General features: G+C 65.6%; 10 protein-coding genes and 1 pseudogene. 4 read left to right on the forward strand and 7 right to left on the reverse strand.

Features of this window, described 5'->3' with window-relative positions; translation table 11 throughout:
• Positions 1-271: 271 nt before the first annotated feature.
• Positions 272-1,483 carry an MFS transporter gene (locus G6N61_RS00600; RefSeq protein ID WP_163916231.1) on the reverse strand — a complete coding sequence of 404 codons (1,212 nt, stop codon included), beginning with the start codon at positions 1,481-1,483 and terminating at the stop codon, positions 272-274.
• A gap of 278 nt (positions 1,484-1,761) precedes the next feature.
• Between G6N61_RS00600 and G6N61_RS00605 the strand changes: the two genes are divergently transcribed.
• The 3 genes from G6N61_RS00605 (at position 1,762) to G6N61_RS00615 (ending at position 4,968) form a co-directional block, all read left to right on the forward strand.
• Entirely contained in the window at positions 1,762-2,505 is a 744-nt protein-coding gene (locus G6N61_RS00605; RefSeq protein WP_163916233.1) for an SDR family NAD(P)-dependent oxidoreductase, read from the forward strand.
• Positions 2,506-2,629: 124 nt separating this feature from the next.
• Positions 2,630-3,370 (forward strand): 3-oxoacyl-ACP reductase family protein, encoded by a 741-nt coding sequence (locus G6N61_RS00610; RefSeq protein WP_163916236.1) that lies wholly within the window; start codon positions 2,630-2,632, stop codon positions 3,368-3,370.
• Between the two features lie 767 nt (positions 3,371-4,137).
• Complete coding sequence (locus G6N61_RS00615; RefSeq protein ID WP_163916597.1) at positions 4,138-4,968, forward strand: mycofactocin-coupled SDR family oxidoreductase; 831 nt, start codon at positions 4,138-4,140, stop codon at positions 4,966-4,968.
• A 59-nt stretch (positions 4,969-5,027) separates the two neighbouring features.
• Here the strand turns inward: G6N61_RS00615 and G6N61_RS00620 are convergent, their stop codons facing one another.
• From G6N61_RS00620 to G6N61_RS00645, 6 genes and pseudogenes are all read right to left on the reverse strand, one after another.
• Complete coding sequence (locus G6N61_RS00620) at positions 5,028-6,470, reverse strand: sodium:solute symporter family protein (RefSeq protein WP_163916238.1); 1,443 nt, start codon at positions 6,468-6,470, stop codon at positions 5,028-5,030.
• Positions 6,467-6,727, reverse strand: a complete 261-nt coding sequence (locus tag G6N61_RS00625) for a hypothetical protein (RefSeq protein ID WP_264076746.1) — start codon at positions 6,725-6,727, stop codon at positions 6,467-6,469. Before G6N61_RS00625 ends, G6N61_RS00620 begins: the two co-directional genes overlap by 4 nt.
• A gap of 513 nt (positions 6,728-7,240) precedes the next feature.
• The gene (locus G6N61_RS00630; protein WP_235887124.1) at positions 7,241-8,077 is read right to left on the reverse strand and encodes an SDR family oxidoreductase; all 837 of its coding nucleotides are present in this window, start codon (positions 8,075-8,077) and stop codon (positions 7,241-7,243) included.
• Positions 8,078-8,165: 88 nt separating this feature from the next.
• Positions 8,166-9,749, reverse strand: a pseudogene (locus G6N61_RS31405) (GMC family oxidoreductase).
• A 50-nt stretch (positions 9,750-9,799) separates the two neighbouring features.
• Positions 9,800-10,354 carry a hypothetical protein gene (locus G6N61_RS00640; RefSeq protein WP_163916243.1) on the reverse strand — a complete coding sequence of 185 codons (555 nt, stop codon included), beginning with the start codon at positions 10,352-10,354 and terminating at the stop codon, positions 9,800-9,802.
• A gap of 152 nt (positions 10,355-10,506) precedes the next feature.
• On the reverse strand, positions 10,507-11,448 hold the full coding sequence (locus G6N61_RS00645) for a helix-turn-helix domain-containing protein (RefSeq protein ID WP_163916245.1): 942 nt from the start codon (positions 11,446-11,448) through the stop codon (positions 10,507-10,509).
• A 245-nt stretch (positions 11,449-11,693) separates the two neighbouring features.
• Between G6N61_RS00645 and G6N61_RS00650 the strand changes: the two genes are divergently transcribed.
• Positions 11,694-12,866 carry an NAD(P)/FAD-dependent oxidoreductase gene (locus tag G6N61_RS00650; protein ID WP_163916248.1) on the forward strand — a complete coding sequence of 391 codons (1,173 nt, stop codon included), beginning with the start codon at positions 11,694-11,696 and terminating at the stop codon, positions 12,864-12,866.
• Positions 12,867-12,903: the final 37 nt, after the last annotated feature.

The following is a 12,903-nucleotide window of genomic DNA, read 5'->3' on the forward strand; positions in this document are numbered from 1 at the left end:
AGGGCCGGTTCAACAGGCCGATGTCTGCGGGCTTCACAAGGGCTTCCGAAGGTTCACGAAGCTTCACAAAGGAGTGATTGATGCGAACGAAGCGACTGGCCCTTCTGGGTGCGGTGAGTTTGTCCGTAACGCTGATCGCCGGCTGCGGTTCCGGGCAAGCGGCGGGCCGGCCGCGTTCACGAAGATGCACGCCACACTTCACGGCCCGCCGCTAGCCGACGACGAACTGGTCGAACTGATCGCCACGATCGTGCGACAGCGGGCGACGAGGTCAGGGAATGGTTCCGCGACCGCTGAGCCACCCGGCGATGGTCATGGGCACGACTGCGCCCAAGACGATCAGCCACCCCAGGGTCCAATTCCCGGTCGCGTCGCGAGCCACCCCCAACGCCACCGGCCCCGCCGCAGCTACGAGGTAACCCACTGCCTGAGACATCGCAGACAGCTGCGCAGCGGAGCTGTGATGGCTTGCCCGCGTGGACATGAACATGATGCCAAGGCTGACCACGACACCGAAGCCGAGTCCCAGCAAGGCAGACCAGAACGCGGGCGCCGCAGTGGGTTTCATGACGATGCCGAGGAGGGCGATCGCGCACGAGACCGCGCCGACGACCACCAGATGGCCCTGCTTGTGAGAGCGCTGCGCCACGAAGGGTGTGGCGACCGCCGTAGCAATGGCGCAGAAGCACACAATGGCCAAGAACCACCCGGCGGTGCTGGAGCTGTAACCGAGCGAGATGTAGAAGCTGGGGATCCACGTTGTCGTCGTGTACCAGACGAGCTGCTGGAAGGCATAGAACAGGGCGACTGCCCATGCCAGCGGCGACAGCCAGATACCCCTCGCAGAGACGCCGCCGGTGGCGGGCCCACGATGCCTTCGCTTCACCGACGGAATCCACGCGGGGATGGCCACCAAAGCCAGCACGCCCCAGATCGCCAGGCCCTCCCGCCAGGTGAGATGCGCCGCCTGGCGTATCGGTTCGGTCAGCCCTGCCGCCAGGACGGCCCCGCCGAACAGCATCGTGGTGTGCAATCCCGACAGCGGTCCTACCCAGCGTTCGAAGTCTCGCTTGATCATGGCGGTGACCAGAACGTTGGCCACTGCAACGGCGGCACCGATGATGATCGACCCTCCGAACAGGAATCCGACCGGAGTCGCCAGCCGCACCAGTACGCCGGCGACGAGTAGCACGAGCACCCCCATGAGTGTTCGTTCGATCCCGAAACGAGACGCCAACCGCGGCGCCATGGGAGCGAAGATCCCGAAACACACCACGGGGGCGGTGCTCAAAACACCTATGCCGGCGTTGGACATACCCGTGTCGCGACGCACTTCGTCCAGCAGCGGTGCGAGCGCCACGATCGCCGGACGCAGGTTCAACCCGATCAGCAGCAGCGCCGCCGCCGGCAGCGCAGCGCTGCGGAGCGAAACATTGTGTGGGACAGTGCTATTACGGACGGTATCCGTCTTGTTCTTGGACATTGGCAAAACTTCCGATCGTGGGGGTCGCGCGTATCCAGTCGGATGACCGGACCGGCAACGTGCAGTAGTTAAGTAACCGTTCCCTAACCTGTCAAGTTGATTACGACGGTTAGTGATCTAGGCCACCACAGTGTCGAAGCATCGGCGAACAGGCCCCCTTCGGCGAATAAGCGCGACCAACACCCGACATCGACGTCGCTTGTCGCCTGCGTCCCCGGAGCCGCGTAGCGTCCAGGTACGCGAACGCATTTCGGCAGTTCCCGGCAAGAGAGGTTGGCGTGAACGAGAACTTCGCCGGCAAGGCATTCATCGTCACTGGAGCAGGCTCGGGGATCGGGCGTGCGACGGCGCTGCGCCTGTCCAGGGAGGGCGGACGAGTCGTCGTAGGCGATCTCGACGCGGACAGTGCACGCCGAGTCGCCGCGGAGATCGCCGACGCCGGTGGCACGGCCCATCCGCTCACGATCGACGTCCGCCTCGAAAGCGACGCGGACGCACTGGTGCAGTGTGCTCTCGAGGAGTTCGGGCGACTCGACGGTGCGGTGAACAACGCCGGCGCGGCTCACGTGGGAGCGCGGCTCCACGAGATCGCCACCGAAAACTGGCGACACGTTACCGGCGTCGTGCTCGACGGGGTGTTCTTCGGCATGCGCGCCCAGCTGCGGCATTTCTGCAGCCTCCGCGCGGGTGTCATAGTCAACGTCTCATCTCTCGCCGGGTACAAGGCGGGTTACGGGCAGGGCTCCTACGTGGCCGCCAAGCACGGTGTCATCGGCCTGACCAGACAGGCTGGTCTGGAGTACATCCGGGACGGGATTCGGGTGAATGCGGTTGCACCCGGACTCGTCGACACCCCCATCGTCGGCGTGCTGACCGACGACATGAAGGCGACCATTCAGCCAGGGGGTAAAGCCGGACGACCGGAACAGATCGCCAATGCGATCGTCTGGCTGTTGTCGGACGAAGCGTCCTTCGTCGCCGGCGAGACGATGCTCGTTGATGCGGCGGCGCTCCAGAAGTAGCCGGAATCGCCGGTGCCGCTGCGTCCCCGACGGTTCGGGCAGACGGACCGTGGAGACTCGGTCACAACTCCCCTCACCACCGATCGGTGACGGCCGACGTTCGAGTCCCACGGGAGGGTTTTCGATGTCAAGTACTAGCACCCGGGTGGCCCTCGTCACCGGCGGGTCACGCGGTATCGGGGCGGCGATTGCGGAACGCCTTGCACGGGACGGCGTGTCGGTCGCCATCACCTACTCTGCTTCCGAGCACGACGCTCGTGCGGTGGCGCGCAGGATCGAGGCCATCGGGTCCCGAGCGCTAGCGATCCGCGCGGACGCTCGCGACGTGGACGCAGTACGTAAGGCGGTTCACACCACCGTGGAGCAGCTCGGGTCTTTGGAGATCCTGGTGAACAACGCCGGAATCCTCAGGACGGGCGTGCTGCAGGAATTCAGTCTCGATGATTTCGACACGCTGATGAGCGTGAACGTGCGCGCAGTGTTCGTCGCCACCCGGGAAGCGGCGAAGTTCATGAAGTCGGGCGGGCGGATCATCAACATCGGCAGCATCACCAGCGAGTATCTACCGATTCCGGGCGGTGCCTTCTATGCGGCGTCGAAGGGCGCCGTCGTCGGTTTGACGAGAGGCTGGGCGCGGGATCTCGGCGCTGCGGGCATCACCGTCAACAGCATCCTGCCGGGGCGCATCGATACGGACATGACTCCAGCCACCGGACCCGTCGCACAACGAATTCGAGGCTCGATTGCCCTGCAGCGTTACGGATCCCCGGACGAAGTGGCTTCTCTCGCCGCCTTCCTGGCGGGACCCGAGGGCTCCTTCATCACCGGGGCCAACCTGCGAGTCGACGGCGGCGCGTCGGCGTGACGACTCAGGATGGGACGACCTCGGCCCCGCCACCAGCAGGGGGGGTTGGGTGGCGGGGCCGGGTCTGACCCGGAACCTGCGGGAGTTCCGGCAACACCCAACATAGATGCGTTGGCCACCGAGGGGAATCGCGATCTCGACACCGCCCCATTCGTGTCCCTTACGATCGACGACCCGGCCGGAGACGGACGCTGAGCCACCTGCTGCAGTCCGCAGCTCGGCTCCGTCGATGACTCCACCAGGTCGCTCACGGGGTCGGGGCCTTGAGACCGCACCGAATCGTCCGTCGCGACGAGCAGCAGAGCGAGACGGCCGCGGCCCCGCCACCCAAAGGGGGGAGGTAGGTGGCGGGGCCGGGCCTGAACCGGAACTCGGGGGAAGTTCCAGAACATCACCATAGGTGCGATCGACCGAGGAGGGGAATGACGATCTCGACACGCCGACATTCGCGTCGCTTATGACGTGAGCGACGTACTGAACACCGAGTGCGCAGGATTCCGCTGTCGGTCGCCGGGCGCCGGTCGAGGACCACTTCCCCTACGCGTCAATCGCTTTCGCAATGACTACCAGTAATCGAGTGACGCCGTCGTCCCAGAACCACGTTCTACTATGCAAGGTGCACAGCGCATTTCACGCAGTAGGTCGCGAGACGCCGTCGTCACGCGTTCATCACATCGAGGAGCCGCGAGTGCGTCTCCCGCGCCCCGGGTTCGCCTCCGTTCTCGGAAACGTCGTCGAAGGAGTTCAGTCATGGTGTAGGTGGCAGTCTGCAGGGCCAGGTGGCGCTGGTGACGGGAGCAGCACTCGGGCAGGGCCGCGCCCATGCGATCCGGCTGGCGGCCGAGGGAGCCGACGTGATCGCGATCGACTTGTGCGGTGCGGTTTCGCCGACCATCACTTATCCCGCCGCGAGTTCGGATGATCTCGCCGAGACGGCACGGGGAGTCAAGGCGAGTGGCCGCGACGTGCTGGCACGCGAAGTCGACGTTCGCGACCTCGCGGCCCTGCAACACGTGGTGGCCGACGGGGTCGCACAGTTCGGGCGCCTCGACATCCTGGTCGCCAATGCCGGGGTGTTGAGCTGGAATCGGCTGTGGGAGATGTCCGAGGAGCAGTGGGACACCGTCATCGAGGTGAACCTGAGTGGAACCTGGCGCACCATCCGTGCCGTGCTGCCCGCGATGATCGAGGCGGGCAACGGTGGCTCGATCGTCATCGTGAGTTCGGCGACCGGTATCGAGGCCACTGCAGGCAACGGTCACTACTCGGCTTCCAAGCACGGCCTGGTGGGATTGACCAACGCACTGGCACTCGAAGTCGGTGAATACGGCATCCGGGTGAACTCGATTCATCCGTACGCCGTCGAAACCCCGATGACCGGACTCGAGGGGATGTCGGACATCCTCGCTCGGCATCCGAGTTACCTGCACAGCCTGTCGCCGATGCCCCTGCAACCCAGGAACATGACCGACCCGATGCGGCTCGCGTTCATGGCACCCGACGAAGTATCCGACGTCGTCACGTGGCTGGCCGGTGACGGATCGGCCACGTTGTCGGGCAGCCAGATCGCCGTCGACCGGGGCCAACTCAAGTACTAGCCCGTCCTGACGACTGGAAACGCCGCGGACGTGCCACAAGCGAACGGAGACAGCGCCGCTTAGCGCGGATCCGCGACCGACTCTCGACGTTCGCTCGGTGAGGTCGGGTTCCTCCGTATCAGGGTGGCGAGGCTCGTGACGGCGAGATTCGCCAGAAGGCCGATCAAACCCACGTTGAACGTCCCCAGGACGGCGGTGTCGACGAAGGTGAACCACACCACCACGATCTCGCCGACCGCCAGACCCCACAGGACGGGGATGCTACCGACCCGCAGCCGTACTCTCGTCAGGCCGATCATGTTCGCAGGCGCCAGCTGCACCAGACCCGAGTACGTCAACAACAACAGATTGGCCAGCAGATCCGGCCGTGCCGAGCCGAGGCCCAGTGCCAGCGCGCACGCCGCCACCACCACGGCGTAGTTCGTCCGCAGCTGCGCTCTTTCTCCGCGAACCCGAATGATGTTGCGAGCGGTCAGCGTCGAGATGGCGATCAAGATCCCGGCAGTCGGGACCATCGCCGTCGCAGTTGCCGCCACGACGACCACACCGGTCATCCAGTCGGGCAGCACCTGCCTGCTGAGAGTGAGGAGAGCGCCGTTGGAGTCGCTGGTGGGTGCCAGCCGGAGAATCGCCGCGAACCCGACGATCATCGGCAGCAGCAGGCAAAGTGAGTACAGCGGGATGTAGGAGAAGTTGCGGCGCAGGGCCTTCGGGTCGCGGGCCGACAGCACCGCGGGCCACGCGTGCGGCAGCGTCATGCACGCACCGCCGATCGCGCTCACCAACACGCTGGTGATGAACCAGGTGCGATCGTTGGGACCGGCATGGATCGAGAGCCTGTCGGGATGTAACGCGTTGAGCGAGTGGAAGATACCCGAGACGCCCCCGGCGAAGTGGGCCGGTACCGCCACCACTAGCAGGACCAGGGCGAACACCATCGCGGTGTCCTTCGCGTACGACGTCGCTGCAACACCCCGAATACCCGCGGCGAGAACGAACGCCACCACGAGCACGGTGCCGAGGATCATACTGACGGAACCCGCGTGCGAATCCCCCGTCGCGAGTGCCACGACGAGCCCCAAGCCGGTGATCTGCAGTTGCAGATAGGGCATTACGAACAGCACGCCGAGCACCGCGGACGTCGTCCCGAGTGCGCGGCTGGTGAACCTGTCCTCGAGGAAGTCGCCCTGGGTCAGGTAACCGCGCTCACGACCCAACGTCCACAGGCGCCCGCACAGGAAGAACAGAACGACATTGCCCACGGTTCCGTAGACCACCGCGTAGAGGCCCGCAACGCCGCCGGTGAACGCCAAGCCAGCCAGTCCGAGAAACGCGAACGTCGTGAACAGTTCTCCAGCCTGGAGGAACCAGATCGCCACGGCGCCGAGTCGGCGACCACCCACTGCCCATTCGGCCATGTTCGAACCCCTGGTGCCACGTCGCGCGGCGACGCCGATCGCGGCGAGGGCGAGTATGCCGACGATCGTGGCCGTCGGAATCATCGGCGACTGTCCGGCTCAGCGCGCTCCATCAGACGCTGCGACCATCGCAGCGCCGGGACCAACGCAAGAGACCATGCCGCGGCCCAGACCATCATTCTCGGCAGTCCGAGCCACAAACCCGGCGTGTTGACGAAGGGCAGGAACGGCATCGTGATCAGTGCCACCGCCGGCAGCACCGGTGGCAGATACTGTCCGGTCATGCGCTTCGCAGCGAGCCAAGACTGTTGCCAGAGAGCACTTTTCGGCGGATCATGCACGCGTACAGTATAGATCTCCTGAGGGTGCGCGCTTTCCGGGGGACTCCACGAACGCGCCAGCCGCAGGGGTTAGACCCCTCATAGCCGGTGCGCCTCGCGCGACATGGCAGCGCGCTCGAGGAAATCGTCGCGGCGGGTGGGCCTAGTGGGTCGAGTGGACTTCACTCGTGCCCGACGGCCGCCAAAGCGCAGCGTCGATGAAAGTCGCCGACGGAGAGCCGCCAACACCTCGCGCGCGGCGAGGCGTGTCTCCGAGCGGCAGCGTATGTCCGATCCCGTTGAAACGAACCGGTTTCAGGGTGCCATAGGTGCGTATCGAAGTAGTCGTTCGTTGTCATGAGACCAGTCTGTCGCCTGGCCGCTCGAAGGCGAAATCCAACGATATTGCGAGCCAATGTAATTAGCGGATTGTGTAGCGGTCCATCACCACTCCAACCACTGGAACCGTGCCCATCGAGCGGACGTCATGGATGTCGAAACACCTTGTCATCCGTCATGCGAATACTGGGTGAATCAGATCGGGTGGCTGATCCGCTCCTGCTCGCGTAACCGATCGAGACGATCGCGGAGCACCGCATCGACGGCCCTATACGCGTCGGAACCCACTACGAGGCGCAGCGGCGGATCATCCATGGCGACCACCTCGGCCACGACCGCGGCGAGTTTGGCGGGATCACCGGAGAACACGTCGTCACCGGCAGTCCGGATGAAGTCACGGAATCGCCCTACCGCTCCATCCTGATAAGCGGGCATCTCGGCGGCGTACTTGGTCGCGGCCGCAAAGCCCGTACGAACGCCGCCCGGCTCGACGATGGTGAATCTCACCCCGAACTCGCGGGTTTCCTGAGCGACCGATTCGGTGAAGCCCTCGAGCCCCCACTTTGCGGCGTGATAGATCGAATTGGCCGGGTACGTCACCTGTCCCCCCATGCTCGACATCTGGATGACGTGACCGCCGCGTCGTGTACGCAGTGATTCGAGGAATGCACGGGTGATCGCAATCGGCCCGTACAGCATCGCGTCGAGCTGCGCTCGAACGTGGTGCTCACTCAACTCCTCAGCCGCACCGACGATGCTGAATCCGGCACAGTTCACCACGACGTCTACCCCGCCTCGTCCCACCACCCGGTCGACGACCGCAGACGCCGCCACGGTGTCACCGACGTCCAACTTCTCCAACTCGACCGCAGCACCGAATCGGGCGACCAGCCCCGCCAGGGCGTCGGGCCGCCGGACCGCGGCGACGACCCGATCGCCCTCCCGCAGGGCGTGTTCGGCGATCGCCCTCCCGATACCGCTGGTGGCGCCGGTGACGAACCAGCGGCGCGACGACTCGGATGCAGTACTCATCATGACCGTCCCTCGTGTAGATGCGAAGTCGTCCTACCTGAATCCAACGCACCGAGCTCGCAGTTCCGTCCTACAGTGAGCTCGGCGATCACAACGCATCGCGAACCAGATCGGCGGCCTTCTCGGCGATCATCATGGTGGGCGCATTCGTGTTGCCGCGCACGATGACCGGCATCACCGCCGCATCCACCACGCGCAATCCGTCGACGCCGTACACCCGCAGCTCGGGGTCCACGACGGCGTTATCGCCGATCCCCATCGCACAGGTGCCGACGGGGTGGTACATCGTCTGGGTGTGGGCTCGGGCCGCTGCAGCGAATTCGGGGCTCTCCGCGCAGGCCGCGGTCGGGAAGAACCGTGCGCTCAAGTACGCGCTCAGCGGGCCGGCGGTGCACATCTCGATGAACGCCCGCGCTCCGGCGAGCAACGACGCGAAATCGCTTTCCTCTGCGAACATGCCGAGATCGATCCGCGGAGCCTGCGTGGGATCCGTTGACGCCAAACGTATCGTTCCTCGGCTAGCCGGGTCGAGCAGCGAAACGGTCCCGGTGAACGACGGCGTCGCGGGCATCGGCAGTCCGTCGGCGAAGGCCGTGGGACCGGCATGAACTTCGATGTTCGGCAGCGTCGTCTCCGAAGTGGTGGAGAAGAACGCCCCGACGTCACACAGCACCGAGTTCAGCGGACCGGGCTGACCGACACGAAACCCCTCACGCGCGCCGTGCGTCTGGATCAGCGCCAATACGTCGGTGGAATCGCGCGTACTCCAGATGATTGGCAGCGTCGGGTGGTCCTGCAGGTTGGCGCCCACGCCGGGAAGGTCGACGGCGACCTCGACATCGTGTGCGCGAAGATGGTCGGCCGGTCCGATCCCCGAGAGCATCAGCAGCTGGGGCGAATTGATCGACCCCGCGCTGAGCACGACCTCCACGTCGGCGCAGGCGGTGATCTGACGGCCGGCGAGTTCGTAGCGCACCCCTACTGCACGCCCTCCCTGGAGGACGACCCGGTGGGCCAGCGCGCCCGTGTGAACGGTGAGATTCGTGCGGTGCAGCACCGGGCGTAGGTAGGCATCGGCCGCCGAATGCCTTCTGCCCCGATCCTGCGTGAGCTGGAAGGGGCCGACGCCGATCTGGCGCGGCCCGTTGAAGTCGTCGTTGCGAGGCAACCCCTACGCCTGCGCGGATTCCACCCAGTGTTCGTTGAGTTCGTGCACGTACACGGGATCCTGCACGTGCAAGGGCCCGTCGGCCCCGTGCCACGGCGGACCCAGCCGGGAGTTGTGTTCGGAGCGGCGGAAATAGGGCAACACGTCGCGATGACCCCAGCCGGCGGCTCCGTGCCCGGTCTCCCAGGCGTCGTAGTCCGCGGGGTTGCCGCGGGCGTAGATCATCGCGTTCAGCGAGGACGATCCACCGAGCATGCGGCCCCGCGGGACTGCGATCCGGCGGCCCGTGCCGGCTTGTACGACGGTTCGGTAAGCCCAGTCCACGTTCGTGCCGAACATCGTTCCGAACAATGCCGGGATGTGCACCTCCGGCGCCGAGTCCTCGCCGCCGGCCTCGAGCAGGAGCACCCGCGCAGACTCGTCGGCGCTGAGCCGGTTTGCCAGCACGCAGCCCGCGCTACCCCCGCCGATGATGATGAAGTCGTAAATACTCATAACAGGCAACGGATCCAAATCCCCTCGCGTCGTTGATCGAATGGGCGCGGAGACCGCACCTAGTCCGAAATCGCCGCCTGCGCCTTGCGTTCGATGCTCGCCGCGAACAACGGCGTCTCGAGTTGGTTGTGCTCTGCGACGGCGTGCTGCAGGCCCTGCGCCGTCTCCTCGAACTGCTGGCCGGCTGCTTGCAACGCGTCGAGAAATGCGCCGGTGGGATGGCTGATCACCAGGTTGGTCAGCTCGCAGGATTCATCGTCTCGCGCGGTGATCGTGAGGTCCCATATCACTTGAATCGTGGTCCAACCCAACGGCGTTTGGAGGTCGCTGATCGATACCATGTGACAGTGGTGGGGCTCGTGCACTTCGGCGACGTAGTGCTGGACCACGAGTCCGCCGCCGACCTGCTCGACGTTGATCGACATCGGTCGCCCATCATCGGTGGTCGTCGACCCCGCCGCGATGTGGTCGGGTGGCGCGCAACGCCGGTATTCCGCGTCGGGGAGGTTCAACAACCAGTCGGCGACGTCCACCCGGTCGATCGATGCGTGAATCGTGGCGGTTTGCGCGGTGTGAACGAGGACCAGATCGGTTCGTACTTCGGCGACTGACATGTTGGACTTGCCTCATCTTCGAATCGGGTTGTGCCGCAGCGCGCGAGCGCATGCGTGCGGGTCGACGTGACCCACCGGATTCAGATTAGGGCGAGGCTGAACTGCGGCGGTTGACCAGTTGTGCGCTTCGGTTGCCGATCTGCGCGTGGTGTTTACGCGGCTCCGCGGCTGCGACTCGGCGCGACCCCGTACTGCTTGCTGAACGCGCGACTGAAGTGCGCCATGCTCGTGAATCCCCATCGTGCGGCGATGTCACCGACCGGGTCGTCGGTCGTCACCAGGTCGGTGTAGCAGCGCGCCAGGCGACGAGCCCGGATGTGCGTGGCCAATGGAACCTCGATGGGTTGCAGTGCGTCATACAGAGTGCGGATCGACACGTAGTGGGCCGCGGCTACCGTCGCCGGTTTCAGTGCCGGGTCGGCCAGGTTGTCCTCCACATAGGCCAGCACCTTCTCGCACAGCGCCGTAGCACCACGTCGACCCCCGGCCCGTTGGCCCGCCCCGCCGCCCAGATCGGCGAGCATTTGAATCACCAACTGTGCCGCCCTCTCGGTCGCCTGCGGAGTCATCGAGGACAGCTTGTCGCTCAACACGGCAAGCACGTCGAAGAGGGTGTGCAGCGAAGCGGCCTGGCTGCCGCGGATCACCCGGATGGTGGCTGGATCGTGAAATCGGGGCAGCAGCGCGTCCGCCAGGCCGCGCGGCAGGATCAAGGTCCTCTTGCGGACGGCCTCGACGATCTCGTAGCCGCCAGTGACGTCGGTGTCCCAGACCATGAACTCACCGGGGCCGAGCGAAAGCAGGTCGCCGTCGCGGTAGACGACTTCGCGGCCCGCCAAGACGTACTGCAACCCGACCACGTCTCGCGACGTCGAGCTGACCTGCCGACGCCTGCGCACGCCGCCGTGCGGAGCCATGTGCCCGTCGATCAGACGCAGTTGGCCGAGGGGCTGTTCCCGCACCGTCGCCGAGAAGACCTCGAGACCACCGCTCAATCCGGTCGTCGCGAAGGGCAGATAGCAGTTGCGCAGCATGTCGGTGAACACGCCGACGTCGTCGGTGACCTCCCACCGCGCGGGCATCTCGACTGTCATCAGACGATGGTACTCGGAGTTCGACAGGCCCATACCGATCCGAAGAGTGCCGGGACGGTTCGTCTTTCATTCATGTGCGGCATCAACTCGTCGATCGTCGAGTTGTCTCACCGTCTGGCATAACGGGTTGCAGCGGGGGTCGCGTCGAGGGACGCGATGCACCGTGCGCGTTGACCGTCCGTAATTCTCGTCACGCCCTACCCGCCAGCACCGGCGTCGACGATGACTCGTCTGCGAGGTGTGCGATGCCCGAGAACCCGCTTCACCAACTCGATAACCGGCCACGCCGACAGCCCGCACCCGGCCCGTTCCGGGTGGCCGCCGTGCTCGGCGGAAGCTTCGCCGGACTGTTGGCGGCACGCGTCCTGGCCGACCACGCGCAACGGGTGGTGATCCTCGAACCCGACACGCCCACGGGGCCATTCGCACGCGCCACCGTCCCGCAGAGCAGGCACGGGCACTTCCTGCAACCGGACGGGCTGACCCTCCTCGAAGGCTGGTTTCCCGGATTCACGCGCGACGCCCGGGCCCACGGTGCCGCCCTGGCGGGCCCTGGACAGCATCGACTGTTCCTCGACGGCGTGCCCGTCGAGTTCCCCGACGCCACCATGCTCATGGCGAGTCGACCCTTGCTTGAGCACGAGATCCGCCGACGCGTGACGGCGCTGCCGAATGTCGACGTGCTGGCGGCCAGGGCCACCGGCCTCGGATATCGAAACGGAGCCGTCAACGCGATCAACTACCGAGTCGGAAGCGGCGGCGAGAGCACTCTCGAGGTCGACCTGGCGGTCGACGCCATGGGCCGCGCCAGCAGGATGACGAGACGGCTTGAGTACGACGGATTCCGGGTCCCGATCAGCCAGCGCGTCCCGGTCGGCCTCGGCTACACCACCACACTGTTCACCCGTCCCGCTGAACCGCGCGAACCACGAATAACGTGCGCGCTCAACCAGTTCAGCGCATCGCAAACAGCTGGCACCGAGACGGCTCCAGCCGGTATCGCCCTCTACGCGATCGAAGGCAACCGATGGCAGGTCGTCACGATGACGTACGGGCAAAACCGGCACGCCACCACGCGCGACGACGTCAGGGACATCGCCGCGACCTCACCGGAAGTGTTCGGCGCAGCGATGATCGGTGATCCCGTGGGCCAGGCGGCCACGTTCTACCACCGCGCGAGTCACCGGCGACCGGTGACGCATCCCGACGACCTCCCCACCGGACTGCTCTTCATCGGCGACTCGCTTGCCAGCCTCAACCCCCTTCGTGGAGAGGGTATGTGGTCTGCGGCCAAACAGGCCGCTGTCCTGTCCGACTACCTCGCCACCACCGATGAACCCGCTGCGCAGAGCAGGCGGTGCGTCCGCCTCCTGGAATCGTTCGTCGACGAGGTGTGGGCCGCGGAGCTTCGACCCTGAACCATACCGATTCTTGTGCCACATCAACGCGCGGAAC

The organism is Mycolicibacterium arabiense, assembly GCF_010731815.2.
In the GTDB taxonomy this organism is placed as follows: Bacteria; Actinomycetota; Actinomycetes; order Mycobacteriales; family Mycobacteriaceae; genus Mycobacterium; species Mycobacterium arabiense.

What these genes read in the sequence shown, in the direction of transcription:
- G6N61_RS00600 (WP_163916231.1), bottom strand. Translation starts at nt 1,483, where the DNA reads ATGTCCAAGAACAAGACGGATACCGTCCGTAATAGCACTGTCCCACAC.
- G6N61_RS00610 (WP_163916236.1), top strand. Translation starts at nt 2,630, where the DNA reads ATGTCAAGTACTAGCACCCGGGTGGCCCTCGTCACCGGCGGGTCACGC.
- G6N61_RS00620 (WP_163916238.1), bottom strand. Translation starts at nt 6,470, where the DNA reads ATGATTCCGACGGCCACGATCGTCGGCATACTCGCCCTCGCCGCGATC.
- G6N61_RS00630 (WP_235887124.1), bottom strand. Translation starts at nt 8,077, where the DNA reads ATGAGTACTGCATCCGAGTCGTCGCGCCGCTGGTTCGTCACCGGCGCC.
- G6N61_RS00645 (WP_163916245.1), bottom strand. Translation starts at nt 11,448, where the DNA reads ATGACAGTCGAGATGCCCGCGCGGTGGGAGGTCACCGACGACGTCGGC.
- G6N61_RS00640 (WP_163916243.1), bottom strand. Translation starts at nt 10,354, where the DNA reads ATGTCAGTCGCCGAAGTACGAACCGATCTGGTCCTCGTTCACACCGCG.
- G6N61_RS00650 (WP_163916248.1), top strand. Translation starts at nt 11,694, where the DNA reads ATGCCCGAGAACCCGCTTCACCAACTCGATAACCGGCCACGCCGACAG.